Raw genomic sequence first — 25,563 nt, forward strand, 5'->3', positions numbered from 1 at the left:
TGGTCGGGTGCATCGTGGAGTCAGCAGTCGGACATGGCTGCCGAGCATTGGAGGGGGACCATGACCGCGACCGAGAACGAGACCACCGCCGAGGCACTGCGACCGCATGCCGAAGACGCCTTCGCGCACGAACTGAAAGCCCTGGCGGACGCCGACGACCGGACCCGCCCGGCGCGCTGGAAGCTCTCCCCGTGGGCCGTGGCCACGTACCTGCTCGGCGGCACGCTCGAAGACGGCACCGTCATCACGCCCAAGTACGTCGGCCCGCGCCGGATCGTCGAGGTCGCCGTCACCACCCTGGCCACCGACCGCGCCCTGCTGCTCCTCGGAGTCCCCGGCACCGCTAAGACCTGGGTGTCCGAGCACCTCGCCGCAGCCGTCAGCGGAGACTCCACCCTGCTCGTCCAGGGCACCGCCGGCACCCCGGAGGAGGCCATCCGGTACGGCTGGAACTACGCCCGCCTGCTCGCCCACGGGCCCAGCCGCGAAGCCCTCGTACCCAGCCCCGTCATGCGGGCCATGGCCGACGGAATGACCGCCCGCGTCGAGGAGCTCACCCGCATCCCCGCCGACGTCCAGGACACCCTCATCACCGTCCTGTCCGAGAAGACCCTCCCCATACCGGAGCTCGGCCAGGAGGTGCAGGCCGTGCGCGGCTTCAACCTCATCGCCACCGCCAACGACCGGGACCGCGGGGTCAACGAGCTCTCCAGCGCACTGCGCCGCCGCTTCAACACCGTGGTCCTGCCGCTGCCCGCCACCGCCGACGCCGAGGTCGACATCGTCGCCCGCCGCGTGGACCAGATGGGCCGCGCCCTCGACCTGCCCGCCGCGCCGGAGGGCCTCGAGGAGATCCGCCGGGTCGTCACCGTCTTCCGCGAGCTGCGCGGCGGCATCACCGACGACGGACGGACGAAGGTGAAGTCGCCCAGCGGCACCCTGTCCACCGCCGAGGCCATATCGGTGGTCACCGGCGGTCTCGCCCTGGCCGCCCACTTCGGGGACGGCGTCCTGCGCCCCTCCGACGTGGCCGCCGGGATCCTCGGGGCCGTCGTGCGGGACCCGGCCGCCGACCGGGTCGTCTGGCAGGAGTACCTGGAGGCCGTGGTGCGCGAGCGCGAGGGCTGGAAGGACTTCTACCGCGCCTGCCGGGAGGTGACGGTATGAGCCCGCGGACCGCGCAGCGCGGGCCGCTCCTGCTGGGCGTACGGCACCACGGGCCCGGCTCGGCCCGCGCCGTACGGGCCGCGCTCGACGCGGCGCAGCCCTCGGCGGTGCTGATCGAGGGACCGCCCGAGGGAGACGCCCTGCTGCCGCTCGCCGCCGACCCCGGGATGCGGCCGCCCGTGGCCCTGCTCGCACACGCGGCCGACGACCCCGGGCGGGCCGCGTTCTGGCCGCTGGCCGGCTTCTCCCCGGAGTGGGCCGCCATCCGGTGGGCCCAGGCGCGGGACGTACCGGTCCGGTTCATCGACCTGCCCGCCGCCCATTCCCTGGCCCTGGCCGGGGAGGCCGACCTCGGGGGAGATGCGGAGGAGGGCGCGGGGGAGGACTCGGGGGAGGACGGGCAGGCGCCCGGACCCTCCGGGCACGTCGTACGGCTGGACCCTCCCCCAGCTACCGCTGGGTGGTGCCCCCTGGCCGTACTCGCCGAAACCGCCGGGTACGACGACCCCGAGCGCTGGTGGGAGGACGTGGTCGAGCACCGGGGCGCGTCCGGCGGCGCGGACCCGCTGGCCGTGTTCGAAGCGCTGGGCGAGGCCATGGGCGTCCTGCGCGAGGAGTACGGGGCCGGCGGCCACCACCGGGACCTGGTGCGCGAGGCCCACATGCGCCAGCGGATGCGGGCAGCGCGCCGCGAGTTCGGGGACGAGTACGCCGTGGTCTGCGGAGCCTGGCACGTGCCGGCCCTGCGGGCGAAGACCACCGCGGCCGCCGACAAGGCACTGCTCACCGGAATGCCCAAGGTCAAGGTGGAGACCACCTGGGTCCCCTGGACCCACCGGCGCCTCGCACGGGCGGGCGGGTACGGGGCGGGCATCACCTCGCCCGGCTGGTACGCACACCTCTTCGCGGCCCGGGACCGGCCCGTCGAGCGGTGGCTGACCAAGGTCGCCGACCTGCTGCGCGCCGAGGACCGGCAGGTCTCCCCGGCGCACGTCATCGAGGCGGTCCGGCTCGCCGACACCCTCGCCGCGATGCGGGGCCGGCCGGTGGCGGGGCTGACGGAGACCCTGGAAGCGGTCCGGGCGGTCATGTGCGACGGCTCCGACATACCGCTCGCGCTGATCGAGGACCGGCTCGTCGTGGGGGACGTGCTCGGAGAGGTCCCCGACGCGGCTCCCGCCGTACCGCTCCAGCGGGACCTGACCCGCCAGCAGCGCTCGCTGCGCCTCAAGGCCGAGGCGCAGGAGCGGGACCTGGAGCTGGATCTGCGCAAGGACTCCGACGCGGCCAAGTCCCTGCTGCTGCACCGGCTGCGGCTGCTCGGCATCGACTGGGGCGTCCCGGCGGCCTCGCGGGGGAGCACCGGCACCTTCCGGGAGACCTGGCGGCTCCGCTGGGAACCGGAGCTCGCGGTGCGGATCGCCGAAGCGGGCATATGGGGGACCACCGTCCTCGGGGCGGCCACCGCCAGGGCCGAGGCCGATGCGGAGGGCGCCCGGGAGCTGGGCGAGGTCACCGCCCTGGCCGAGCGGTGCCTGCTGGCGGGGCTCTCGCAGGCACTGCCCGCCGTGCTGCGGGCCCTCGCCGACCTCGCCGCGCTGGACACCGATGTGGCGGGGCTGGCCAAGGCGCTGCCCGCGCTGGCCCGTTCACTGCGGTACGGGGACGTGCGCGGCACCGACGCGGCGGCGCTGGGCACGGTCGCGGCCGGGCTCGCCGAGCGGATCTGCGTGGCGTTGCCGCCCGCCTGCGCGGCCGGGCTGGACGCCGACGCGGCGGCGGAGCTGCGGGGGCACGTGGACTCCGTACACGGGGCGATCGGGCTGCTGGGTGGTGACGGTGACGGCGACGGCGACGGGGCCGATGGGCTGCGGGAGCGGTGGTCGGCGGTGCTGCGGGCCCTGGCCGGGCGGGACACCGTCCCCGGGCTGATACGCGGCCGGGCCGCGCGGCTGCTGCTCGACGACGGACGGCTGCCGCCGCAGGAGACGGCCCGGCTGATGGGGCTCTCGCTGTCCCCGGCGTCCGCGCCGGCCGACGCGGCGGGCTGGATCGAGGGATTCGCGGGCGGCGGCTCGGGCGGCGGCACGCTGCTGGTCCACGACGACCGGCTGCTCGGTCTGATCGACGCGTGGCTGACATCCGTGCCGGAGCGGGCGTTCGTGGATGTACTGCCGCTGCTGCGGCGGACGTTCGGGGCGTACGAGCCGGGTGTGAAACGGACCCTGGGCGAGCTGGTGCGGCGGGGGCCGGGCGGGGTGCGTTCCGTGGCGTCCGGATCCGGATCCGGCTCGGCGCCGGCCGGCTTCGGGCCGGAGCTGGACCCGGTCCGGGCGGACGCGGTGGTGGACCTGGTCCACCGCTTGCTCTTGGCGGGGGCGCCGGGCTGATCGGTGCCGGTGCCGGTGCCGGTGCCGGTGCCGGTGCCGATGCCGATGCCAGGGCCAGGGCCAGGGCCAGGGCCAGGGCCAGGGCTGGGGCTGCGGGGGTGCCGCTGCGCGGGGCGTGTCCCCTACCCGCCCTTCCACCGTTCCCCGGGCTCCGCCCGGGCCCGGTCCTCAAACGCCGGACGGGCTGAAAGCGGGGCTCCGCCCCGGACCCGGTGCTCAAGCGCCGGACGGGCTGAAGGTGGGGCTCTGCCCGGACCCGGTGCTCAAACGCCGGACGGGCTGAAGGTGGGGCGCTGCCCGGGCCTGGGGGTGGGGCTTCGCCCCGGGGCCCGTGCCTCGAGCGCCGGTGGGGTTGATGTGCTGACTACGAGAGCAGGGGATGACAGATGGCGGGCGTTGGCGACGAGCGGTTGCGGCGGTGGCGGATGGTGCTTGGCGGGGAGGCCGATGGGACCGGGTGTGCGCTGAGCGGGGCGGATGCCGGGATGGACTCCGTGCTGGGGGCGCTGTACGGCGGTGGCGGGGATGGTGGGGGGCGCAAGGCCGCGGGGGAGCGGTCGGCCGGGCTCGGGGGGTCCGCGCCGAAGGTGGCCCGGTGGCTCGGGGACATCCGGACGTACTTCCCCGCCTCCGTGGTGCAGGTGATGCAGCGGGACGCCATCCAGCGGCTGGGGCTGTCCGCGCTGCTGCTGGAGCCCGAGATGCTGGAGGCCGTGGAGCCGGACGTCCACCTCGTCGGCACCCTGCTCTCCCTCAACAAGGCGATGCCCGAGACGACCAGGGAGACGGCCCGCGCCGTGGTCCGCAAGGTGGTCGAGCAGTTGGAGAAGAGGCTCGCGGCCCGGACCCGGGCCACGCTGACCGGCGCCCTCGACTGGTCGGCCCGGATCAGCCGCCCCCGGCACGCGGACATCGACTGGGACCGGACCATCCGGGCGAATCTGAAGAACTACCTTCCCGAGTACCGCACCGTGGTCCCCGAGCGGCTGATCGGCTACGGCCGTGCCTCGCAGTCGGTGAAGAAGGAGGTCATCCTCTGCATCGACCAGTCGGGTTCGATGGCGGCCTCGGTCGTCTACGCCTCCGTCTTCGGGGCGGTGCTGGCTTCGATGCGTTCGATCTCGACCCGGCTCGTCGTCTTCGACACGGCCGTCGTGGATCTGACCGACCAGCTGGACGATCCCGTCGACGTGCTCTTCGGCACCCAGCTCGGCGGCGGCACCGACATCAACCGCGCGCTCGCCTACTGCCAGTCCAAGATCACCCGGCCCGCCGACACGGTCGTCGTCCTCATCAGTGATCTTTACGAGGGCGGCATACGCAACGAAATGCTCAAGCGGGTCGCGGCGATGAAGGGCGCGGGGGTGGAGTTCGTGACCCTGCTCGCGCTGTCCGACGAGGGTGCCCCCGCCTACGACCGCGAACACGCCGCCGCCCTCGCCGAACTGGGCGCCCCGGCCTTCGCCTGCACCCCCGACCTGTTCCCGGACGTGATGGCCGCGGCCCTGGAGAAGCGGCCCCTGCCCGGGCCGGTCGGAGGGTCCTGATCGCGCCCGTACATCGGCAGATCGCACGAAGATGCAGTTCAACCGTGAGGCGATCTGTGACAGGTATCACCGCTCAGGTGTGATCTGCGATTTAGGGACCTACGTCCCACGGGGATAACCTGCGGGACGGACATGCCGCGTCCACGGTCACCGTGTGCGCCTTCCTTGTGACAGCGCCGTCACGTTGCCCTCCGCGGCACGCCCACGCAGATAGCAGATAACCGCGAATCACTGCGAATCTTTGAAGACAAGGGACGGACGCGCGTGGACCTGTTCGAGTACCAGGCGAGGGACCTCTTCGCCAAGCACGGTGTACCGGTGCTGGCCGGTGAAGTCATCGACACGCCTGAGGCAGCCCGCGAGGCCACCGAGCGCATGGGTGGCAAGTCGGTCGTCAAGGCACAGGTGAAGGTCGGCGGCCGCGGCAAGGCCGGTGGCGTCAAGCTCGCCGCCACCCCCGACGAGGCCGTCGCTCGTGCGACGGACATCCTCGGGATGGACATCAAGGGCCACACGGTCCACAAGGTGATGATCGCCGAGACGGCTCCCGAGATCCTCGAGGAGTACTACGTCTCGTACCTGCTGGACCGTACCAACCGCACCTTCCTGGCCATGGCCTCGGTCGCGGGTGGCATGGACATCGAGCAGGTCGCCGAGGAGACCCCGGAGAAGCTCGCCAAGGTCCCGGTGAACGCCAACGAGGGCGTGACCATCGAGAAGGCCCGCGAGATCGTCGCGCTGGCGCAGTTCCCGGCCGAGGTTGCCGAGAAGGTCGCCGAGGTCCTCGTGACCCTGTGGGCGACCTTCATCGCCGAGGACGCGCTCCTCGTCGAGGTCAACCCGCTCGCGAAGGTCGCCAACGGCGACGTCATCGCGCTCGACGGCAAGGTCTCGCTCGACGAGAACGCCGAGTTCCGCCAGCCGGGCCACGAGGAGTTCGTGGACCACGCGGCCGCGAACCCGCTCGAGGCCGCCGCCAAGGCGAAGAACCTCAACTACGTGAAGCTCGACGGCGAGGTCGGCATCATCGGCAACGGCGCGGGTCTCGTCATGAGCACCCTCGACGTCGTCGCGTACGCCGGCGAGAACCACGGCGGCGTCAAGCCCGCCAACTTCCTGGACATCGGCGGTGGCGCTTCCGCCGCCGTCATGGCCAACGGTCTCGAGATCATCCTCGGCGACCCGGACGTCAAGTCCGTCTTCGTCAACGTCTTCGGTGGCATCACCGCGTGTGACGAGGTCGCCAACGGCATCGTCCAGGCGCTGCAGCTGCTCGAGGACAAGGGCGAGGCGGTCACCAAGCCGCTGGTCGTCCGTCTCGACGGCAACAACGCCGAGCTGGGTCGCAAGATCCTCTCGGACGCCAACCACCCGCTGGTGCAGCGCGTGGACACCATGGACGGCGCGGCCGACAAGGCCGCCGAGCTCGCGGCTGCGAAGTAAGGGCAGAGGTCACAGACTCACATGGCTATCTTCCTCAACAAGGACAGCAAGGTCATCGTCCAGGGCATGACCGGTGCCACGGGCATGAAGCACACCAAGCTGATGCTGGCTGACGGCACCGACATCGTCGGTGGCGTGAACCCGCGCAAGGCCGGCACCACCGTCGACTTCGACGGCACGGAGATCCCGGTCTTCGGTTCCGTCGCCGAGGCGATGGAGAAGACGGGCGCCAACGTCTCCGTCCTCTTCGTCCCGCCGGCCTTCGCCAAGGCCGCCGTGGTCGAGGCGATCGACGCCGAGATCCCGCTGGCCGTCGTCATCACCGAGGGCATCGCGGTGCACGACTCCGCCGCCTTCTGGGCGTACGCGAGCGCCAAGGGCAACAAGACGCGGATCATCGGCCCGAACTGCCCGGGTCTGATCACCCCCGGCCAGTCCAACGCCGGCATCATCCCGGGCGACATCACCAAGCCCGGCCGCATCGGTCTCGTGTCCAAGTCGGGCACGCTGACCTACCAGATGATGTACGAACTCCGTGACATCGGCTTCTCCTCCGCCGTCGGCATCGGTGGCGACCCGGTCATCGGCACCACGCACATCGACGCCCTCGCGGCGTTCGAGGCGGACCCCGACACCGACCTGATCGTCATGATCGGCGAGATCGGCGGCGACGCCGAGGAGCGTGCGGCGGACTTCATCGCGAAGAACGTCACCAAGCCGGTCGTCGGCTACGTCGCGGGCTTCACCGCCCCCGAGGGCAAGACCATGGGCCACGCCGGTGCCATCGTCTCCGGTTCTTCTGGCACCGCACAGGCCAAGAAGGAGGCCCTCGAGGCCGCGGGCGTGAAGGTCGGCAAGACGCCGACCGAGACGGCCAAGCTGGCGCGCGAGATCCTCAACGCCGCGAAGTAATTCGCAGCCCCAGGGACAGCCGCTGTAGCAGTTGTACGTAGTGACGGGCGTGGCCCGCACCCTGTGAAGGGGTGCGGGCCACGCCCGTTCTCGTCCCGTCCGGTCCCGGTCGGTCCCGTTCTACTCGGGCTTCGGCGAGACCCTCGCCGGGCCGGCCGCCGGGTCGTTCAGCAGCTTCTCGTGGAGCTGGCGACCCTCGTCCGAGAGCTGCTGCGGGCCGGCGTGCGGGGGCACGCCCGACACGTTCGCGCCGGGGGCGCGCTCCGGCACGTACTCGGTCGGCGCGGTCACCGCCGTGTACGCCGTCGCGGCGGCGATCACCGCCGTCAGCCCGAGGATCGCGCGGGTCCACCGCCGGTTCCGGCCCTCGCCGGCCGCCCGTACGACGGCCGCCGAGCGCGGCTCCAGCGCGACGGCCGGCCTCATCCCGCCGAGCCGCTCGCGCAGCAGTGCGGACTGCTTCCCGGGCGCCACGTCGGCCAGCTCGGGGAGCCGGTCGGCGAGCTCGTCGTGGGCGTTGACGAGGCGGCTGCCCGCGGTCGGTGTGGAGGCCTCGGTCTCGGCGGCGGTGTCGGGGAGGTCCAGCCCGACTCCGTCGTAGAGCAGCACGGTCCGGCGGTGGGCGGGCGGCAGCGCGAGCATCGCGTCCATGAGGATGCGGTCGCCGGGGTCCGCCGGGGGCTTGTCGGGATGCTTGTGGGCCCGCCGGAACTGGTGCCAGGGCGAGAGCGCGTACTCGTACGCCGCCGCGCGCACCCATCCGACCGGGTCCGGGTCGGTGGCCACCTCGGGCCAGCGGCCCCACGCCTGCTGGAAGGCGTGCTCCACGGCCTCGCGGGCGAGGCCGCGGCGGCCGGTGAGGAGGTAGGCCTGGCGGGTGAGGGCGGGGGCGGTGCGGTTGTAGAGCGCGTCGAAGGCGGACTCCGGCGTGGGGACCTTCGGGGGCGGGCGTTCGTCCGCCCCGTCGTCGGCGGCAGCGCCTTCGGGGGCGTCCGAGGCGGCGTCCTCGGGGGCGGCGGTACGGGGACTCGTGTCGCGGTTCTCGTCGCCCGGCCCGTCGCTGCCCGGACCGGTGCCGGTGCCGGTGCCGGTGCCGGTGCCTGTGCCTGTGCCTGTGCCGTTGATGCTCATTCCCGTGCCCGGACCCGTGCCCGTTCCCGTGCCCGGACCCGGAGGAACCGTTCCTCCTGACCGGAGCGTGGCGAGGCCGCCGCCACCGCCGACCGCGGCCTTGACCGTGGCCTTGGCCTCGTGCCGGGGCACTCCGACGGGGGGCTTCGCGGCGCGCTTGACGGCGGCCTTGGGCCGGGTCTGCGCGCCGACGGGGCGCCCGAAGGCATGGGCGCGGAACCCGAAGTGGCCCTCGGTGGAGTTGGCGGCTGACGCCTCGTCCGTGCCGGTTTCCGAGGCTCCGGTTACCGCCCCGGACTCCTCCGACACGCCGGTCACGGCAGCGGCTTCGACCTCGGCCTCGGGCTCGACCTCGGTGCCGTTGGCCCAGGCGGGCCGGGTCGGCGTGCCGGGGGCGGCGGCGGCCGGCTCCGTACCGGCTGCCGGGGCCCCACCGGACTCCGAGGCGCCGTCAGGCGAGGCCCCGTCAGGCGAGGCCGCCCCGTCAGGCGAGGCTCCGTCAGGCGGGGCCACAGCCACAGCCGAAGCCCGGTCCGCGTGGACCTGGTCCACCTGCTCCGCCTGCTCCCCCTGGTCCGACGCAGGGTCAGTGACCGTGGCGAGGCGGGTCAGGAGCTTCGCGTAGGCCTCGCGCTTGCGGCCCCGCGGGTGGGTGCGGCCGGTCTCCCAGGAGCGGACCGTGGTGGCGGTGACCCCCACCGCCGCCGCGACCTCCTCGTGCGTCAGCTCGGCCGCTTCGCGCAGGCGTCGGCGTTCCTTCGGGGTGGGGAGGCTCAGCTCCGTGACGCTTTGTGTCATGCCACACTCCCCGCGACCCGGACGCCCTGAGCGAAAAAGTACATAAACGTATATTGAGCGACACCACGGGCATTCGCCTGTTACCCGCCCATAGCGCGTGTCGTTGGCACCATGAGCGGGTGACCCAAGTGACCGAACGCGGGACCTCGTTGCCCACGCCCCCAAGGGCCCCCGCCCGGCGCCGTTCACCGGCGGCCGCCGCGTGTGTCGTGGGCGGAGCCGTCGCCGCAGGACTCGGGCTCGGCTTCCTCGCCGTGCTCGTCATCGTCCTGTGGATCAGCTCCCCCTACCCCGACAGCGGCCCCGGCGGCGCCCTGCACCTCGCCGCGGGCCTCTGGCTGCTCGCCCACGGGACCGACCTGGTCCGCTACGAGACCCTCTCCGGGGTGCCCGCCCCCGTCGGCGTGACCCCGCTGCTGCTCATCGCGCTGCCCGCGCTGCTCATCCGGCGTGCCGCCCGGCTCGGCAGCGCCGCCGGGGAGGAGCGGGGCGCGGAGCTGCTGCCCGCCTCGGTGGTGTTCTCCGCCGTGCTCTGCGGCTACCTCGGCGTCGGCGCCCTGGCCACCGTGTACGCCGCCTCCGGGCCCATGCCCGCCGACCCGCTCAGCGCGGCCTGGCACCTCCCGCTGGTGGCCGCACTGGCCGCCGCCGGCGGGGTCTGGGAGGCCCGGGGGAGACCGCTCGGGCCGCTGACCGGCCGGTTCACCCGCCCCCGCTACGCGCTCGCGCTGCGGGCCGGGGCCGGCGGGGTCCTGGTCCTGCTCGGCGGCGGAGCGCTGCTGGTCGCAGCCTCGCTGGCCTGGCACGGGGCGGAGGTGCAGGGGTCCTTCGTGGCGCTGACCGGGTTCTGGTCGGGCCGCTTCGCCGTCCTGCTGCTGGCCCTCACCCTGATCCCGAACGCCGTGGTCTGGGGCGCCGCCTACGCCCTGGGTCCCGGCTTCGCGCTGGGCGCCTCGGCCACCGCGACCCCGCTCGGCTTCGGCGGCTCGCCCGCGCTGCCCCGCTTCCCGCTGCTGGCCGCGCTGCCCGCGCAGGGTCCCGGCACGCCGCTGACCTGGGCCGCCGCCGCGGTGCCGGTGGTGGCCGGGCTGGCGGTGGGCTGGTTCGCGGTGCGCCGGGCGCGCGAAGTCTCGTACGGGGAGACCGCGCTCACCGCGGCCCTGGGCGCGCTGGTGTGCGCCCTGGCCACGGCCGGGCTCGCCGCGGCCTCGGCCGGGCCGCTCGGCTCCCGGGAGCTGGCCGCCTTCGGGCCGGTCTGGTGGCAGGCGGGCGGCGCGGCCCTGGCCTGGGCCCTGGCGCTCGCGGTCCCGGTGGCCGTGACGGTGCACGCCTGGCGCAACCGGCCCGCGAGGGGGATGTCCGAGGCCCCCGACGGTTCGGAGGCCTGGCACGACAGCGGGGTGCGGGAGATCCGCTGGGCGGCGCTGCGCCGGGCCGCGGGCACCCTGATCCCGGACTTCTCCTCCGCGCCGAACCCGCCGCACCCGCCGGAGCCCATCAAGGAAGAGCCCCGCGCCGGATCCGCGCCGGGGCCGGCGACCGGGCCCGTACCGGTACCGCCGAAGCGGCCCGTACTGGTCATGCCCGGGCTCAAACTGGACCTGACTCCGATCCCGATCCGCGCGACTCCGGCGACCCCGCCGCCCCCGGGGACCCCCGCGACCAGCGGGATCCCGGCGATGCCCGCCGGCCCGCCGCCCGTCGCGGCGCCCCTGACTCCGGCTCCGGCCGTCCCGGCCCCGCTCGTCCCGGCCGTGACCGGCGCGCGGGTGCTGACCCGCCTCAAGCCGGGGCCCGAAACGGAAGCCGCACCGGTCACCGAGAGGCGGGACTCCGGCCAGGAGCCCGGGTAGCCGGTCCGACTACCCGACTATCCCGGGATCTTGATCATCTTTCCGATGAAGTTGTCCGGCAGCAGGTCGTTGCACTGCATCTCCGCCGACTTCGTGAGGGCGTCCTGTGTGCAGACGTAGAAGTCCTTGTACGCGAGGTGCACGGCGTACGAGGACAGGGCCAGCAGCACCGCCAGCGAGGCGGTGACCAGGCCGCTCACCGCCGCCGTCCGCTGGGGCCGGGCGGCGGCCCCCAGGGCCGCCAGGCCGCCCTGGGCCGCGGCGGGCTCCACGGCCCGGCTCGGCCCCCCGGTCACATCGGCCACCGTGGCGGTGGCCGCTCCGTCCTCCCCGGCGGGCTTCGCCGGTGTGCCCCGCAGTGCGCTGATCCCCCAGTGCAGGGCCAGGGCGCCGAGCAGCAGCCCCATCGAGGGGATGTCCATGACCACGAAGAAGAAGCCCCACATGCCGGCCAGCAGCGCGTACCGCGCCCGCCGCTGGATCGGGTCCGTGGGATCCCAGCGGGCCGGTCCGGATCCGGGGGCCTCGCCCGGCCCCTGCCCGGGGCCGCCGTCACCACCGTTGCGCGGCTCCCAGGGCTGGTCGGGCCGGCCTTCCGGGGGCGCCGCGAAGGGATTGTCGTCGGTGGAGCGGTCGGGCTGGCGGCGATCCGGCATCGGGTGTGTTTCATCCCCTGTGTCATGGACGTCGCTGGGACGTCGGAGGCCTGTTTGCGGCTTGTAGGCCAGACGCTACCGCCCACCCGTGCCCCCGTCCCTCGGGGGCCGTCCGGTGTGCCGGTATCGTTGCAGGCGGTCGGTGGCTTCGTAGGGTCCGCCCATCTCGGCGACCCGAAGTTTCGTACGACCGCACAAGACGAACGACGTGCCCCCAGCTCACGCCGGGGGTGCCCCCGCCCGAGAAAGGGCCTCCCATGGCCGTCTCCCGCCTGGTGGTGCTGGTCTCCGGCTCCGGCACCAACCTCCAGGCCCTGCTCGACGCCATCGACGCCCACCCCGGCGGATCCGAGGGTTTCGGTGCCGAAGTCGTCGCCGTGGGAGCCGACCGCGAGAACATCGCCGGCCTGGAGCGTGCCGAGAAGGCGGGGATCCCCACCTTCGTGTGCCCGGTCAAGGCGTACGCGACCCGCGCGGAGTGGGATGCCGCCCTGACCGAGGCCACCGACGCGCACGCGCCGGACCTCGTGGTCTCGGCGGGGTTCATGAAGATCGTGGGTACGGAGTTCATCGACCGCTTCGGCGGCCGGTTCATCAACACCCACCCCGCCCTCCTCCCGGCCTTCCCGGGCGCCCACGGCGTACGGGACGCACTCGCCTACGGCGCGAAGGTCACCGGATGCACGGTCCACTTCGTGGACACCGGCGTGGACACCGGTCCGATCATCGCCCAGGGTGTGGTCGAGATCCGGGACCAGGAGGACGAAGCCGCTCTCCACGAGCGGATCAAGGAAGTCGAGCGCGAGCTGCTCGTCGAGGTCGTGGGGCGCCTGGCCCGGCACGGCTACAGCATCGAGGGACGAAAGGTAACAATCCAGTGACCGCCGCAGAGGCCGCAGGGACCGCAGAGACCGTGACCGCAGAGAGCGCAGACCTCACCGCTTCGAAGCGCCCGATCCGGCGCGCCCTCATCAGCGTCTACGACAAGACGGGGCTGGAAGAGCTGGCCCGCGGCCTGCACGAGGCGGGCGTCGCGCTCGTCTCGACCGGCTCCACCGCCGGGAAGATCGCCGCTGCCGGGGTGCCCGTCACCAAGGTCGAGGAGCTGACCGGCTTCCCCGAGTGCCTGGACGGCCGGGTCAAGACCCTGCACCCGCGCGTGCACGCCGGCATCCTCGCCGACCTGCGCCTGGAGGACCACCGCAACCAGCTGGCCGAGCTGGGCGTCGAGCCCTTCGACCTGGTGGTCGTCAACCTCTACCCCTTCCTCGCGACCGTCCAGTCGGGCGCGACCGAGGACGAGTGCGTGGAGCAGATCGACATCGGCGGCCCCTCGATGGTCCGCGCCGCCGCCAAGAACCACCCCTCGGTGGCCGTGGTCACCAGCCCGGCGCGCTACGCCGACGTGCTCACCGCCGCCCAGGGCGGCGGCTTCGACCTCACCGCCCGCAAGCGGCTCGCGGCCGAGGCCTTCCAGCACACCGCCGCCTACGACGTCGCCGTGGCCTCCTGGTTCACGAACGCGTACGCCCCGGAGGCTCCCCAGGAAACGGACGCGCTGCCCGAGTTCCTGGCCGGCGCGTGGGAGCGCAAGTCCACCCTGCGCTACGGCGAGAACCCGCACCAGGCCGCGGCCCTGTACACGGACGGCCGGCCCGGCGGGCTCGCCAATGCCGAGCAGCTGCACGGCAAGGAGATGTCCTACAACAACTACGTGGACACCGACGCGGCCCGCCGCGCCGCCTACGACCACGAAGAGCCCTGCGTCGCGATCATCAAGCACGCCAACCCGTGCGGCATCGCGGTGGGCAAGGACGTCGCCGAGGCCCACCGCAAGGCGCACGCCTGCGACCCGGTCTCGGCCTTCGGCGGGGTCATCGCCGTCAACCGTCCGGTGAGCGTCGAGCTCGCCGAGCAGGTCGCGGAGATCTTCACCGAGGTCATCGTCGCCCCCGACTTCGAGCCGGGCGCCGTCGAGGTCCTGGCGAAGAAGAAGAACATCCGCGTCCTGAAGGTGGCGGACGCCCCGCACCAGCCGGCCGAGCTCAAGCCCATCTCCGGCGGCGTCCTGCTCCAGCAGAGCGACCTCGTCCAGGCCGAGGGCGACGACCCGGCGAACTGGACGCTCGCCACCGGTGAGGCCCTGTCCGCCGACGAGCTCGCGGACCTCGCCTTCGCGTGGAAGGCCTGCCGCGCCGTCAAGTCCAACGCGATCCTGCTCGCCAAGGACGGCGCCTCGGTCGGCGTCGGCATGGGCCAGGTCAACCGCGTCGACTCCGCGAAGCTCGCGGTCGAGCGGGCGGGCGCCGAGCGCGCGCAGGGCTCGTACGCCGCGTCCGACGCCTTCTTCCCCTTCCCGGACGGGCTGGAGATCCTGACGGCCGCGGGCATCAAGGCCGTGGTCCAGCCGGGCGGTTCGATGCGCGACGAGCTGGTCATCGAGGCCGCGAAGGCGGCGGGCGTCACGATGTACCTCACCGGGACCCGGCACTTCTTCCACTGAGTCCCCGGCACCACCGAGTCCCCGTAATACGGCGAAGGCCGCGCACCGCAGCGATGCGGTGCGCGGCCTTCGCCGTATTACGGGGCCGGTACGCGGCTTCGTGCGGGCCGCGGCGGCGGTCCTAGTACTGCGGGCGCTTGAAGTAGACGCCCGCGGCCGAGTTGGACAGGCCGATCAGGATCCAGAGGCCCAGGGCGAGCGAGATCCCCTGGAAGACGAGCGTGAACATGAAGGGGGCGACGCCGGAGCTGTTCAGGTTGCTGAGCGTCACGATGCTGACGAGCAGGCCGCCACCGGCGAAGAGGGTCTGGATCGATCCGAAGATGATGCCGGAGACCCGGACGCCACCGCGGCCCTTGGCCATCTTGGCGGCGGTCAGGATCGGCCACAGCGAGAGGCCGACCATGAATATGCCGAGGACGACGAACACGCCGGCCGCGGCGGTGCCCGCGTCGCTCGCCGAGGAGCTGGAGGAGCTGGAGAACGCCGAGGCGAACAGCGCCCCGCCGACCGCGACGAGCAGGCCGCCCAGGGCCTCCAGGATGCCGAGGATCCAGAGGACGACGCGGGCGCCCTTGACGCCGCCCGGCATCGGAACGCCGGCACCCGGGTAGCCGGCGGGGCCCGGGTAGCCCGCCTGCTGCGGGTAGGCGTAGCCCTGGGGCGGAACGCCCTGGGGTGCCTGCTGCGGGTAGCCGTAACCGGGCTGGCCCTGGGGCTGCTGCTGCCCGTACGGGTTGTTCGGGTCGCCGAAACTCATCTTGGGGTGTTCCTCCGTGGAAGTGCGGGGACGCACGGCACGCTAGGAGGATTCGCTGCAAGTGGTGCGGCCCGCCCCCCGGCACTGCCCGCGGCACATCTTCCGGTCATCGTCGTGCGAACGGGGTGGACTTGTCCAGCCGCGTCGCGCCCGTCCGACCACTCGTTGTGCAAGTGCAACGAATCGGACCGGTCGCGGGGCGGATGCGACTGGATCCGCGACCACCTCATCCGGGAGGATGGGGCCATGACTGCCCAGATTCTCGACGGCAAGGCCACCGCAGCCGCGATCAAGTCCGAACTGACCGCCCGCGTGGCGGCGCTCAAGGCCCAGGGCATCACCCCGGGCCTCGGCACCCTGCTGGTCGGCGACGACCCGGGCAGCCGCTGGTACGTCAACGGCAAGCACAAGGACTGCGCCGAGGTCGGCATCGCCTCCATCCAGCGCGAACTGCCCGCGACGGCCTCCCAGGAGGACATCGAGGCGGTCGTGCGCGAGCTGAACGACAACCCGGAGTGCACGGGCTACATCGTCCAACTCCCGCTCCCCAAGGGGATCGACACCAACCGCGTCCTGGAGCTGATGGACCCGGCGAAGGACGCCGACGGACTGCACCCGATGTCACTCGGCAGGCTGGTCCTGAACGAGCCGGGCCCGCTGCCCTGTACCCCGTACGGGATCGTCCAGCTGCTGCGCCACCACGGCGTGGAGATCAACGGCGCGCATGTCGTGCTCCTCGGCCGAGGCATCACGGTCGGCCGCTCCATGGGCCTGCTGCTGACCCGCAGGTCGGAGAACGCCACCGTGACGATGTGCCACACCGGCACCCGCGACCTGGCCGCCCAGCTGCGCCAGGCCGACATCATCGTCGCGGCCGCCGGCGTGCCGCACCTGGTCAAGCCGGAGGACGTGAAGCCCGGCGCGGCCGTGCTCGACGTCGGCGTCAGCCGCGACGAGAACGGCAAGATCGTCGGGGACGTGCACCCCGGCGTCGCGGACGTGGCCGGCTGGATCTCCCCGAACCCGGGCGGCGTCGGCCCGATGACCCGGGCCCAGCTCCTCGTCAACGTGGTCGAGGCCGCCGAGCGGATCGTCCCCAGTGCGGGCTGAGCGCCGGTCCTCCGGGGGATCCGGGAGGTCCGGGGATCCCGAGGGATCCGCGGGCTCTACGAAGCCTGCGGCGCCCTCGGGACCGGGGGAGCCGGCCGGACCCGCCGCGGGGCCCACAGGGTCCGCCGCCGGATCCGCCGCGGGGTCCGAAGCCCGATCCGCCGCCGCATCCGAAGCCGCCCTGAAGGCCGCAGCCGGAGCCAAGGCCGAGAAGGCAGAGGCCGAGGCCGGTGCCGCCGCCGGCACCGGCGCTGCGCGCTCCCGCCGCTTCCCCTCCGTCACCCGGGACACCGCCCGCCCCGAGGGCGGCGGCCGGGCCGCACCCGGCGACGCGCCGGCGCCGGCCCGCCAGTGGCCGATGCTGGCGGTCCTGGCCGCGACGGCGGGCGGGCTGCTGGCCACCGCCATGGGCCACCCGCGCCTCGGCTGCCTGATGATCGGCATCGCGCTGATCGCGGCTTCGGTGCTGCGCCGGATACTGCCCTCCGTGGGCATGCTCGCGGTGCGCTCCCGCTTCACGGACATGGTCACGTACGGGCTGCTGGGCGTGGCGATCGTGCTGCTCGCGCTGGTCATGGAGCCCAAGCCGTGGCTGCACCTCCCCTTCCTGGAGAGCGCGGTCCGCTTCACGGTCCGCTGACCACCCTGCCCGCCACTCCGCCCGCCCCGGCGGCCGCCGCCCCGGCCGCCAACGGTGGACTTCGCGATCATTCATGGCGATGCTCGACGTCATGAACGCGATCAAGGTTGTAGTCATCGGAGCGAACGGAACCCTCGGCCGAGCGGTCCAGGAGGCCCTGCGCGGGCGCGGCCACGAGGTCGTCACCGCCTCCCGCAAGGACGCGGACGTCCACGTGGACATCACCGACCCGGAGTCCATCCGGGCCATGTACGACGCGGTGGGCCCCGTGGACGCGGTGGCGGTCGCGGCCGGCAGCGTCCCGTGGAAGCCGCTCGGCGAGCTGACCACCCAGGACGTGCGCGCGGGCCTGGAGGGCAAGGCCGTCTCCCAGATCGAGTTGGTCCGCCAGGGCTCCGTACGGCTGCCCGCGCACGCCTCGTTCACCCTGATCACCGGCATCCTGGCGCGCGAACCCCTGCTGACGGGATCGGTGGCCTCGCTCGTCAACGGCGCGGTGGAGGCCTTCGTACGGGCCGCGGCCATCGAACTCCCCGGCCGGCAGCGGATCAACGCCGTCAGCCCGACCGTCTTCGAGGAGTCCATGGGCATCTACGGGGACACGTTCGCGGGATTCGACGCGGTACCGGTGGCGCGGGCCGCCAACGCCTACGTCAAGTCCGTCGAAGGGCACCGGACCGGGGAGATCTTCCAGGTGTGACAGCCGCACCGGGGCCGCCGCGGCGCCGTCTGGCGGGCGTACGGACAGCCTCCGGCGGGCGTCCGCGCACCACCCGTGTGCCACGCACCACACGGGCCGGGGGATTGGGGTGCTCCAGGGTCGGATAGCCTGACGGCGGATGTCTCTTCACGTCAAGATTTAAGGTCCGGGGAGCGGCGTCCTCCCAGCACATGGGGCAGGGACGCCCCACCGCCAGCTGTCTAACGGAGAAGGCCATGACCCGCACTCCCGTGAATGTCACCGTCACCGGCGCCGCCGGCCAGATCGGCTACGCGCTGCTCTTCCGCATCGCGTCCGGCCACCTGCTCGGCGCGGACGTGCCGGTCAAGCTCCGTCTTCTGGAGATCCCCCAGGGCATGAAGGCCGCCCAGGGCACCGCCATGGAGCTCGACGACTGCGCCTTCCCGCTGCTCGCCGGCATCGACATCTTCGACGACCCGAACAAGGGCTTCGAGGGTGCCAACGTCGCGCTGCTGGTCGGCGCCCGCCCGCGTACCAAGGGCATGGAGCGCGGTGACCTGCTCTCCGCCAACGGCGGCATCTTCAAGCCGCAGGGCGCCGCGATCAACGCGCACGCCGCGGACGACATCAAGGTCCTGGTCGTGGGCAACCCGGCCAACACCAACGCGCTCATCGCGCAGGCCGCCGCCCCGGACGTACCGGCCGAGCGTTTCACCGCGATGACCCGCCTGGACCACAACCGCGCGATCTCGCAGCTGGCCGCCAAGACCGGCGCCGCCGTCTCCGACATCAAGCGCCTGACCATCTGGGGCAACCACTCGGCGACCCAGTACCCGGACATCTTCCACGCGGAGATCGCCGGCAAGAACGCCGCCGAGCTGGTCAACGACCAGGCCTGGCTGTCGGACGACTTCATCCCGACCGTCGCCAAGCGCGGCGCGGCGATCATCGAGGCCCGCGGCGCGTCCTCGGCCGCCTCGGCCGCCAACGCCGCCATCGACCACGTCCACACGTGGGTCAACGGCACCGCGGCGGGCGACTGGACCTCGATGGGCATCCCGTCGGACGGCTCCTACGGCGTGCCGGAGGGCATCATCTCCTCCTTCCCGGTCACCACCAAGGACGGCCGCTACGAGATCGTCCAGGGCCTGGACATCAACGAGTTCTCCCGTGCGCGCATCGACGCGTCCGTGGCGGAGCTCGTCGAGGAGCGCGACGCGGTGCGCGAGCTCGGCCTGATCTGAGCGCATTCAGGCTGAGCGCGTCCTCTGGGCACATCAGTCTGGGCGAACCAGTACGAACACCGAAGCGCCCCGGCCAAACTCGGCCGGGGCGCTTTGGCGTGAATCTTTCTATCGCGGGGTGTAAGGAAAACCTAAGGTCGATCGGTGACCGAGATCCCGAGTCCCCGCCGGCCCGACAACGGTGCCTGGGGTGATCCGCCCGCCGGTCGCCCACCGGTCCACCCCTCCCTCAGCGAAGCGGGCCGTTTCCTGTGCGCGGGCACCTACCTGGACGCCGGATACCGCGACCGGGTCATCGACGAGCTGTACGTCCACGAGGAGCGGGTCGTCGCCCCCTCCTACGGCTACGACGCCTCCCGGGTGCTCGCCCACGCGCTGCGCGCCCGCCGCGCCGAGCTCGGCTGGGCCGCCGGGGTCCTCGGCGCCTGGTTCGTCGGCTCGCTGCTCACCGGCGGCGCCCTCGCCGTGCTGGTCTTCCCGTTCCTGATGCTCAGCCTGGCCGACTGGCTGCGCGGCCGCAGAGTCCCGCTGCTGCGCGCCCTCGCCCTGATCCTGCGCATCTACGTCTGGTGGACGATCGTCCTCATCCTGCTCGCCTTCGGCTTCGGCGGCCTCGCGCTGCTGAGTTCCCTCGGGAACACGGGCGGGGTCCTGGGCCTGCCGTTCACCCCGTCGGGCGGCGCCCTCGCCGGCGGCGCCACCTTCTGGTGGCTGCCCGTGGTCCTCGGCGCCGTGGCCACCGTCGTGGGACTCCAGCGCGGGTACGTCTTCCGCACCATCGCCACCGACCTCAACGCGCAGCGCTACGCCGACCACGCCGGCGACCCGGCCGAAGCCGCCCAGGGCGCCCGCTTCCAGCGCATCCGCCAGCGGATCCGGGCCGAGCAGTTCGCGCCGGTGATCATGTACGACGTCAACGACCCGTTCTGCGGGGCGGGTGATCCCTACATGCCCTGGCAGCTGTCCGTGGAACTGCGCCCGCGCGAGGACCTCGGCCCCGACCACAAGCCGGTCCCGGTCACCAACGCCCATATCCTCGGCAAGGTCGTGCCGCTGCTGGAGCGCCTGCGGGTGCCCTCGCCGCACGGTTCCCCCGAGTCGGCCGCCGCCGTCGGGGACCGGATGCGCGAACTGGTCGTGGACGAGTGCGTGTTCCTGCCCGCCGCCGGACTGCCGCACCGCGACACCGCCCAGGTCGTCCACGGCCAGTACGGCGAACAGCGGGCCGCAGCCATCGAGGAGGGCGGCGAACGACGCCGCCACTTCCTGCGCGTCCGGGTCGGCGGCTGGGACGAGAACCTCGTCGTCACCGTCTTCGTACGGGTCCACACGCAGGGCGGGATGATGATGCTGGAGGTGGCCCCGCACGTGCTGCTCCCCGTCCACGTCACCTTCCACAACGCGGACGCCGACGCCCAGCGCCACCGGAACAACAACGCGTTCGGCAAGGCCGTCTGGGCCGTGCGCAACACTCCCGGCTCCATCGCGGCCTCCGTCGCCACCCTGGGCCGCGGCCTGGTCAGCTGGTGGCGGATCGCCACCGCCGGCCATGGCGGCGCCCGGCCCGAGGGGCCGCGGGTGTCGGTGCGCGACCTGGCCTCCCAGGACAACGGCTCGCTGTTCCACCTCATGGACCTCGACCGCTTCCTGAAGACCATTCAGGACCGGGTCGTCGGGGGGATCGTGCTCGCACTGCACGAGGCGGGCTGGCACACCGAGGAGTTCGCGGCGCGGGCGGTCAACGTGGCCGAGGGCGGCACGTTCATCCAGTCGGTGAACGGCAGCACCTTCAGCGTCGGCGGCAGCAACAACACCAACACCGTCCGCCACGGCGGCGGCAGGAGCAGGGGTAGGGGGAGCAGCGGTGGCAACTGACGACAGCGGTACGGGGACCGGTGCGGGCACGGGCGGGTCCGAGCCGTCCGTCCGGATCGGCGGGATCACCGGCAGCGCCTTCAGTATCGGGGGCAGCAACAACACCAACACCGTCCACCACGGGGACCCGGCGGCCGGAGCCGTCGCACCGGAGGCGCTCCTGGAGGCGGTACTGGAGCTGCGCGCGGCCCTCGTACGGCTGCCGCGCGGCGCGGACCGGACGGCGCTCGACACCGAACTGGACGGGGTCGCCGAGGGGCTGGAGGGGGCGGCGGAGATCCGCCCCGGCCTGGTCACCCGGCTGCGCGGGGCGCTGGAACGCTGGGCCCCGCTGGTGGAATCGGTCAGCGCGGCCACGGCGCTGGCCGGGCTGCTGACCTCGCTGGGAGGCTGAGCCTTGGCCTCGCAGCCGCAGGGCGCACCCCGCTGGGACCCGCAGACCCAGCGCTGGGTCTCGGACGGCCCGGCCCAGGCCCCGGCGCCCGCCCAGGCCCCGGCGCCCGCTCCGGCGCAGGCACCCGCTCCGGCGCAGGCACCCGCTCCGGGTCCGCCGCCCGGCCCCGCCCCGGGCCAGGCGTGGCCGCCGGGCGCACCTTCCGTTCCGCCCGTCCCGCCCGGGTACGCGCCGGTGCATCCCCAGCCCGGAGCCCCGTCGGGTCACCAGCCCCTGCCGCAGTACGACCCGTACCCGGGGTCCGTACCGCCGGGGCCCCCGCGCCCCGACGGGCCGCGCGGCCGGTGGCTGACGCCCACGACGGCGGTGGTCGCGGTGGCCGCGCTCGCGATCGGCGCGGCGGCCGTCTGGTTCGTGGAGCGGGACCGGGGGGACGAGGCCGTGCCCCCGGGGCTCACCGCTTCGAGCGCTCCGCCGGTCTCCGGCGGATCCGATACGCCCACGCCCACCAGTACCGGTACCGGCTCCTCCAGCCCCAGCCCGAGCGCCAGCCCGAGCCCCAGCCCGAGCAGCGGAACCCCGCACGAGACGGTGCGCGACGCGAAGGGCTTCACCGTCGCCGTGCCCGTCGGATGGGTCCGGGAAGAGGCCGCCTCGGGGGTCTTCTACCGCTCGCCCGACCGCGCCTCCCTGGTCCAGATCTTCCAGGTCAGCGAGGCCGACCTGAGCCCCCTCGGAGCCGTCCAGGGCGCCTCCTCGTACCTGCGGGCCCAGACCTCCGGCTACCAGGAGATCCGGGTCGGCCCGGCACCCGGCGCCGCCGGGGCCGGCGAGCTCGTCTACGAGTACGACAGCACGGAATCGCACGGCAGGCGGCGCGGGATCGAACGGGTCTTCGTCGCGCAGGACGGCAAGAAGTGGGCCGTCCTGACGGCCGGCCCGGCCCCCGAGTGGACGCTCACCCAGGAGCACCACGCCGCCGCCCTGGCGGCCTTCCGCCCGGCCGGCTGAGGGGGAGGGGCCGACGCGCGCCGGTCGAACTACTTGCCGTACATCCCCGCCGTGTAGTGGCCCGGGGCCATGCGGTAGGTGACGCCGAAGCGGTTCCAGACGTTGATCGTCGCGATCACGGCGATCAGCTGGGTCAGCTCCTTCTCCTCGAAGTGCTTCGCCGCCTTCTCGAACACCTCGTCCGGCACGAAGCCGTCCGTCAGCACGGTCACGGCCTCGGTCAGCTCGATCGCGGCGAGCTCCTTCTCCGTGTAGAAGTGCCGCGACTCCTCCCAGGCGCCGAGCAGCACGATCCGCTCCACGCTCTCGCCCGCCGCGATGGCGTCCTTCGTGTGCATGTCGAGGCAGAAGGCGCAGTGGTTGAGCTGTGAGGCGCGGATCTTGACGAGCTCGACGAGCGACGGGTCCAGGCCCTTCTTCGCGGCGATCTCCAGGGCCAGGACCGCCTTGTAGATCTCGGGGGAGTTCTGGCCCCAGTTGCCGCGGGGGGCCTGTTCGGCGGCGTGTTCGGTGGTGTGCACGTGAGTGGTCATGCGTCCACCCTATGAAGCAGGCGGCCCGCCGGTATGGTCCATATCCATGACGGAATCCTGGGCCACTTTCGGCGCGGACCTGCACCTGGAGCTGTCCGCGGGGCGCGGTCTGCGGGCCGGGCTGACCGAGGCGCTGCGCGAGGCCGCGCGCAGCGGGCGGCTCGCCCCGGGGACCCGGCTGCCCTCCTCGCGCTCGCTCGCCGCCGATCTGGGGATCGCCCGCAACACCGTCGCCGAGGCGTACGCCGAGCTCGTCGCCGAGGGCTGGCTGACGGCCCGGCAGGGCTCCGGGACCCGGGTCGCGGAACGGGCCCGGGAGCGGCGCAGCGCTCCGGCCGCGCCCGTACGGCGCCCCGTGCGCGCGAGGACCTCGTACAGCCTCTTTCCCGGCACCCCCGACCTGGGCGGCTTCCCGCGCGCGGCCTGGCTGTCGGCGGCCCGCCGGGCGCTGACCGACGCCCCCAACGAGGCCTTCGGGTACGGGGACCCGCGCGGCCGGGTGGAACTGCGCGAGGCCCTGGCCGGATACCTGGCGCGGGCCCGCGGGGTGCACGCGGACCCGGAACGGATCGTGCTGTGCTCCGGGTTCGCGCACGGGGTGATGGTGCTGGCGAAGCTGCTGCGGGCGCGGCGGGTGCGGGAGGTGGCGGTGGAGGGCTACGGGCTCGACGTGCACCGGGACCTGCTGACCGCGGCGGGGCTGCGGACCCGGCCGCTGGAGGTGGACGCGGCGGGCGCGCACACGCAGTCGCTGTCCCCCGCTTCGGGCGCGGTCCTCCTCACCCCGGCGCACCAGTTCCCGACGGGCGCGGCGCTGACCCCCGTGCGCAGGGCGGCGGCGGTGGACTGGGCCCGGTCCACGGGCGGGCTGATCCTGGAGGACGACTACGACGGCGAGTTCCGCTACGACCGCCAGCCGGTGGGCGCGCTGCAGGGGCTGGACCCGGGCCGGGTGGTCTACCTCGGCACGGCGAGCAAGTCCCTGGCGCCGGGGCTGCGCATGGGCTGGATGGTGGTCCCGCCCGCGCTGCTGGACGAGGTGCTCGCGGCGAAGGGCCGGATCGACTGGAGCTCCAGCGCGCTGGACCAGCTGACGCTCGCGGAGTTCATCCGGTCGGGGGCGTACGACCGGCACGTGCGGGGGATGCGGCTGCGGTACCGGCGGCGCCGGGACGAGCTGGTGGCGGCGGTCGGGGACCGGGTGGCGGTCTCCGGGATCGCGGCGGGACTCCACGCGGTCCTGGACCTGCCGCCGGGCGGGGAGCGTGCGGCCCTGCGCGCGGCCGCCTGGCAGGACCTGGGCCTGCAGTCGCTGTCCTGGTTCCGCCACCCGGAGTCGACCGCGGCCCCGCGCGAGGCCCTGGTCGTCGGCTTCGGCACCCCGACCCAGAGCGCCTGGTCCGCGACCTTGGCCGCGCTGGTCGCCGCGCTGCCGTGAGGACGCCTCAGGCCTCCGCCGGCCCGGATTCTTCCGCCGGGGGCTCGCCGAAGCGGGCCAGCGCCAGGGCGCCGGCCACGGAGACCGCGAAGCCGGTGACCGCCAGCCAGGTCAGGCCCTCGCGGGTGCGGTCGCCCAGCCAGGCCACGCCCACCGCCGCCGGGCCGAGGGTCTCGCCCAGCACCATCCCGGCGGTGGCCACCGTCACGGAGCCCCGCTGCAGGGCCGAGGTGAGCAGCAGGAAGGCCGAACCCCCGCCCAGCAGCAGCGCGTACAGCGCCGGGTTGGACAGGGCCGACAGCGAGACCTCGTCGATGAGCCGGACCGCCACCTCCACCACCCCGAAGCCCGTCCCGGCCGCCAGGCCCAGCGTCAGTGCCCGGCTGCGGTCCGGCAGCCCGCCCGCCACGGCTCCGGCCACGAGCACCAGCCCCGCCACCCCCAGCAGCCCCAGCTTCAGCGCGAGCGAGCCGGCCTGGGAGCCCTCCTCTCCCGAGGACAGTCCGAGCATCACCAGCCCCCCGCACACCACCGCCACCGCGGCCCATTCCGTTCCGCTCAGCCGGACCCGCAGCAGCCGCGCCGCGACCACCGCCGTCACCGCGAGGCTGGCGGCGAGGGCGGCGCCCACCGCGTAGATGGGGAGGTGGCGCAGGGCGATGATCTGGAGGACGAAGCCGAGCCCGTCCAGGCCCAGGCCGGCGAGGTAGCGCCACTGGCGCAGCGCCCGTAGGAGCAGGGCGGTGTCGACCCCCGAGCCCGTCCCGGGCTCCGCCGCCCGCGCCGCCACTGCCTGAAGGACCGACGCCGTGCCGAAGCAGACCGCCGCACCGAGCGCGCAAATCATCCCAATGAGCACGAAGCGACTCTAGTGCCGCGGATCAGGGGACGGCCGGATTCCATCGGTCCGGGGACCCGCTCTACTCTGTCGGCAGCACGCCGCTGGGGCCTGTCGTCAAATTGGCGTCGTCGCCCGGAGGGCGGCCCCGCGGCGTCTGGTGCGTGCTCTCGGCGTGCCGGGCGGAAGTCGGCGTACTGGACGTACGAGGGCTTTCGCCCGGTGCGGCGAGAGTGCGTGCCAGGCGTCGCGGGGCAGACGGCAATTTGACGACAGGCCCCAGGGGGAGCAGCAGACATGGACACCAGCAGCGGTACAAAGCAGCGCCGCATGCGTTCCGGCACCGTCGTCCTCGGAGGCGTGGGCCTGCTCGCGGCCACCCTGGTGGCCTGCGGCAACAGCAGCGAACCGGACAGGCGCTGCGTCGACCGGACCACGCTGGACAAGCTGGACGACAAGTACTGCAAGAGCAGCGGCGGCAGCAGCAGCCGGGGCACGTACTACTACGGCGGCTCCGTTCGCAGCGGCAAGGTCTCCGGCGGCAGCTTCGACAAATCGGCCGTCACCCGCGGCGGCATCGGCGGGCACAAGAGCTCCGGCTCCAGCGGCGGCTGACCCGGCTGATCCGGACCGGCCGA

At 73.5% G+C, this 25,563-nt stretch carries 22 protein-coding genes; 17 read left to right on the forward strand and 5 right to left on the reverse strand.

The genetic code is table 11. The annotated features are described in order from the left end of the window. Positions 1 to 60 precede the first annotated feature (60 nt). From OHU74_RS22185 to sucD, 5 genes are all read left to right on the forward strand, one after another. On the forward strand, positions 61 to 1,167 hold the full coding sequence (locus OHU74_RS22185) for an AAA family ATPase (RefSeq protein WP_371617500.1): 1,107 nt from the start codon (positions 61 to 63) through the stop codon (positions 1,165 to 1,167). Then, positions 1,164 to 3,557: a DUF5682 family protein gene (locus OHU74_RS22190; RefSeq protein WP_371617501.1), complete on the forward strand. Its 2,394-nt coding sequence runs from the start codon at positions 1,164 to 1,166 to the stop codon at positions 3,555 to 3,557. The genes OHU74_RS22185 and OHU74_RS22190 overlap by 4 nt, the downstream gene beginning before the upstream one ends. A gap of 386 nt (positions 3,558 to 3,943) precedes the next feature. After that, complete coding sequence (locus OHU74_RS22195) at positions 3,944 to 5,104, forward strand: VWA domain-containing protein (RefSeq protein ID WP_371617502.1); 1,161 nt, start codon at positions 3,944 to 3,946, stop codon at positions 5,102 to 5,104. Positions 5,105 to 5,368: 264 nt separating this feature from the next. Next, positions 5,369 to 6,547: an ADP-forming succinate--CoA ligase subunit beta gene (sucC, locus tag OHU74_RS22200; RefSeq protein WP_371617503.1), complete on the forward strand. Its 1,179-nt coding sequence runs from the start codon at positions 5,369 to 5,371 to the stop codon at positions 6,545 to 6,547. A gap of 21 nt (positions 6,548 to 6,568) precedes the next feature. Beyond that, a complete protein-coding gene (gene sucD, locus OHU74_RS22205; protein WP_371617504.1) occupies positions 6,569 to 7,459 on the forward strand; it encodes a succinate--CoA ligase subunit alpha in 891 nt (296 codons plus the stop codon). Positions 7,460 to 7,579: 120 nt separating this feature from the next. Here sucD and OHU74_RS22210 read toward each other — a convergent pair whose 3' ends face one another. Next, positions 7,580 to 9,388, reverse strand: a complete 1,809-nt coding sequence (locus OHU74_RS22210) for a helix-turn-helix domain-containing protein (RefSeq protein WP_371617505.1) — start codon at positions 9,386 to 9,388, stop codon at positions 7,580 to 7,582. Positions 9,389 to 9,507: 119 nt separating this feature from the next. Here OHU74_RS22210 and OHU74_RS22215 point away from each other — a divergent pair, with 119 nt between their 5' ends. Further along, the gene (locus tag OHU74_RS22215) at positions 9,508 to 11,241 is read left to right on the forward strand and encodes a DUF6350 family protein (RefSeq protein WP_371617506.1); all 1,734 of its coding nucleotides are present in this window, start codon (positions 9,508 to 9,510) and stop codon (positions 11,239 to 11,241) included. A gap of 17 nt (positions 11,242 to 11,258) precedes the next feature. On the opposite strand, the gene OHU74_RS22220 is transcribed toward OHU74_RS22215, so the two are convergent. Beyond that, the gene (locus OHU74_RS22220) at positions 11,259 to 11,897 is read right to left on the reverse strand and encodes a hypothetical protein (protein ID WP_371617507.1); all 639 of its coding nucleotides are present in this window, start codon (positions 11,895 to 11,897) and stop codon (positions 11,259 to 11,261) included. Between the two features lie 257 nt (positions 11,898 to 12,154). Between OHU74_RS22220 and purN the strand changes: the two genes are divergently transcribed. Both purN and purH read left to right on the forward strand, forming a co-directional pair. Next, positions 12,155 to 12,778, forward strand: a complete 624-nt coding sequence (gene purN / locus OHU74_RS22225; RefSeq protein ID WP_371617508.1) for a phosphoribosylglycinamide formyltransferase — start codon at positions 12,155 to 12,157, stop codon at positions 12,776 to 12,778. 32 nt (positions 12,779 to 12,810) lie between these two features. Then, positions 12,811 to 14,400 (forward strand): bifunctional phosphoribosylaminoimidazolecarboxamide formyltransferase/IMP cyclohydrolase, encoded by a 1,590-nt coding sequence (purH, locus tag OHU74_RS22230; RefSeq protein WP_371617509.1) that lies wholly within the window; start codon positions 12,811 to 12,813, stop codon positions 14,398 to 14,400. Positions 14,401 to 14,521: 121 nt separating this feature from the next. Here purH and OHU74_RS22235 read toward each other — a convergent pair whose 3' ends face one another. Next, positions 14,522 to 15,160, reverse strand: a complete 639-nt coding sequence (locus tag OHU74_RS22235) for a hypothetical protein (RefSeq protein ID WP_371617510.1) — start codon at positions 15,158 to 15,160, stop codon at positions 14,522 to 14,524. A 246-nt stretch (positions 15,161 to 15,406) separates the two neighbouring features. On the opposite strand from OHU74_RS22235, the gene OHU74_RS22240 reads away from it, so the two are divergent. From OHU74_RS22240 to OHU74_RS22270, 7 genes are all read left to right on the forward strand, one after another. Continuing rightward, entirely contained in the window at positions 15,407 to 16,270 is an 864-nt protein-coding gene (locus OHU74_RS22240; protein WP_371617511.1) for a bifunctional methylenetetrahydrofolate dehydrogenase/methenyltetrahydrofolate cyclohydrolase, read from the forward strand. After that, positions 16,260 to 16,910, forward strand: coding sequence for a DUF3017 domain-containing protein (locus OHU74_RS22245; RefSeq protein WP_371617512.1), 651 nt, complete (start codon positions 16,260 to 16,262; stop codon positions 16,908 to 16,910). The genes OHU74_RS22240 and OHU74_RS22245 overlap by 11 nt, the downstream gene beginning before the upstream one ends. A gap of 91 nt (positions 16,911 to 17,001) precedes the next feature. Beyond that, entirely contained in the window at positions 17,002 to 17,610 is a 609-nt protein-coding gene (locus OHU74_RS22250) for a short chain dehydrogenase (protein ID WP_371617513.1), read from the forward strand. Between the two features lie 236 nt (positions 17,611 to 17,846). Beyond that, a complete protein-coding gene (locus OHU74_RS22255) occupies positions 17,847 to 18,836 on the forward strand; it encodes a malate dehydrogenase (RefSeq protein WP_330298164.1) in 990 nt (329 codons plus the stop codon). Between the two features lie 144 nt (positions 18,837 to 18,980). Beyond that, positions 18,981 to 20,711 (forward strand): hypothetical protein, encoded by a 1,731-nt coding sequence (locus OHU74_RS22260; protein WP_371617514.1) that lies wholly within the window; start codon positions 18,981 to 18,983, stop codon positions 20,709 to 20,711. Continuing rightward, positions 20,701 to 21,105 carry a hypothetical protein gene (locus OHU74_RS22265; RefSeq protein ID WP_371617515.1) on the forward strand — a complete coding sequence of 135 codons (405 nt, stop codon included), beginning with the start codon at positions 20,701 to 20,703 and terminating at the stop codon, positions 21,103 to 21,105. Before OHU74_RS22260 ends, OHU74_RS22265 begins: the two co-directional genes overlap by 11 nt. Positions 21,106 to 21,108: 3 nt before the next feature. Beyond that, positions 21,109 to 22,116 (forward strand): hypothetical protein, encoded by a 1,008-nt coding sequence (locus OHU74_RS22270; RefSeq protein WP_371617516.1) that lies wholly within the window; start codon positions 21,109 to 21,111, stop codon positions 22,114 to 22,116. A 29-nt stretch (positions 22,117 to 22,145) separates the two neighbouring features. Here the strand turns inward: OHU74_RS22270 and OHU74_RS22275 are convergent, their stop codons facing one another. Continuing rightward, positions 22,146 to 22,649 carry a carboxymuconolactone decarboxylase family protein gene (locus OHU74_RS22275; protein WP_371617517.1) on the reverse strand — a complete coding sequence of 168 codons (504 nt, stop codon included), beginning with the start codon at positions 22,647 to 22,649 and terminating at the stop codon, positions 22,146 to 22,148. A 46-nt stretch (positions 22,650 to 22,695) separates the two neighbouring features. Between OHU74_RS22275 and OHU74_RS22280 the strand changes: the two genes are divergently transcribed. Then, complete coding sequence (locus OHU74_RS22280) at positions 22,696 to 24,087, forward strand: PLP-dependent aminotransferase family protein (protein ID WP_371617518.1); 1,392 nt, start codon at positions 22,696 to 22,698, stop codon at positions 24,085 to 24,087. Positions 24,088 to 24,094: 7 nt separating this feature from the next. Here the strand turns inward: OHU74_RS22280 and OHU74_RS22285 are convergent, their stop codons facing one another. Next, complete coding sequence (locus OHU74_RS22285) at positions 24,095 to 24,934, reverse strand: hypothetical protein (protein WP_371619759.1); 840 nt, start codon at positions 24,932 to 24,934, stop codon at positions 24,095 to 24,097. Positions 24,935 to 25,222: 288 nt separating this feature from the next. Between OHU74_RS22285 and OHU74_RS22290 the strand changes: the two genes are divergently transcribed. Next, entirely contained in the window at positions 25,223 to 25,540 is a 318-nt protein-coding gene (locus tag OHU74_RS22290; RefSeq protein ID WP_371617519.1) for a hypothetical protein, read from the forward strand. Positions 25,541 to 25,563 lie beyond the last annotated feature (23 nt).

The sequence above is a fragment of the Streptomyces sp. NBC_00454 genome (genome assembly GCF_041434015.1).
GTDB lineage: Bacteria > Actinomycetota > Actinomycetes > Streptomycetales > Streptomycetaceae > Streptomyces.

Coding starts and splice junctions, on each gene's coding strand:
- OHU74_RS22235 (WP_371617510.1), bottom strand. CDS start 15,160: ATGAGTTTCGGCGACCCGAACAACCCGTACGGGCAGCAGCAGCCCCAG.
- OHU74_RS22250 (WP_371617513.1), top strand. CDS start 17,002: ATGAACGCGATCAAGGTTGTAGTCATCGGAGCGAACGGAACCCTCGGC.
- OHU74_RS22240 (WP_371617511.1), top strand. CDS start 15,407: ATGACTGCCCAGATTCTCGACGGCAAGGCCACCGCAGCCGCGATCAAG.
- sucD (WP_371617504.1), top strand. CDS start 6,569: ATGGCTATCTTCCTCAACAAGGACAGCAAGGTCATCGTCCAGGGCATG.
- OHU74_RS22195 (WP_371617502.1), top strand. CDS start 3,944: ATGGCGGGCGTTGGCGACGAGCGGTTGCGGCGGTGGCGGATGGTGCTT.
- OHU74_RS22220 (WP_371617507.1), bottom strand. CDS start 11,897: ATGCCGGATCGCCGCCAGCCCGACCGCTCCACCGACGACAATCCCTTC.
- OHU74_RS22255 (WP_330298164.1), top strand. CDS start 17,847: ATGACCCGCACTCCCGTGAATGTCACCGTCACCGGCGCCGCCGGCCAG.
- OHU74_RS22190 (WP_371617501.1), top strand. CDS start 1,164: ATGAGCCCGCGGACCGCGCAGCGCGGGCCGCTCCTGCTGGGCGTACGG.
- OHU74_RS22280 (WP_371617518.1), top strand. CDS start 22,696: ATGACGGAATCCTGGGCCACTTTCGGCGCGGACCTGCACCTGGAGCTG.
- purN (WP_371617508.1), top strand. CDS start 12,155: ATGGCCGTCTCCCGCCTGGTGGTGCTGGTCTCCGGCTCCGGCACCAAC.
- OHU74_RS22185 (WP_371617500.1), top strand. CDS start 61: ATGACCGCGACCGAGAACGAGACCACCGCCGAGGCACTGCGACCGCAT.
- OHU74_RS22210 (WP_371617505.1), bottom strand. CDS start 9,388: ATGACACAAAGCGTCACGGAGCTGAGCCTCCCCACCCCGAAGGAACGC.
- OHU74_RS22290 (WP_371617519.1), top strand. CDS start 25,223: ATGGACACCAGCAGCGGTACAAAGCAGCGCCGCATGCGTTCCGGCACC.
- OHU74_RS22285 (WP_371619759.1), bottom strand. CDS start 24,934: ATGATTTGCGCGCTCGGTGCGGCGGTCTGCTTCGGCACGGCGTCGGTC.
- OHU74_RS22275 (WP_371617517.1), bottom strand. CDS start 22,649: ATGACCACTCACGTGCACACCACCGAACACGCCGCCGAACAGGCCCCC.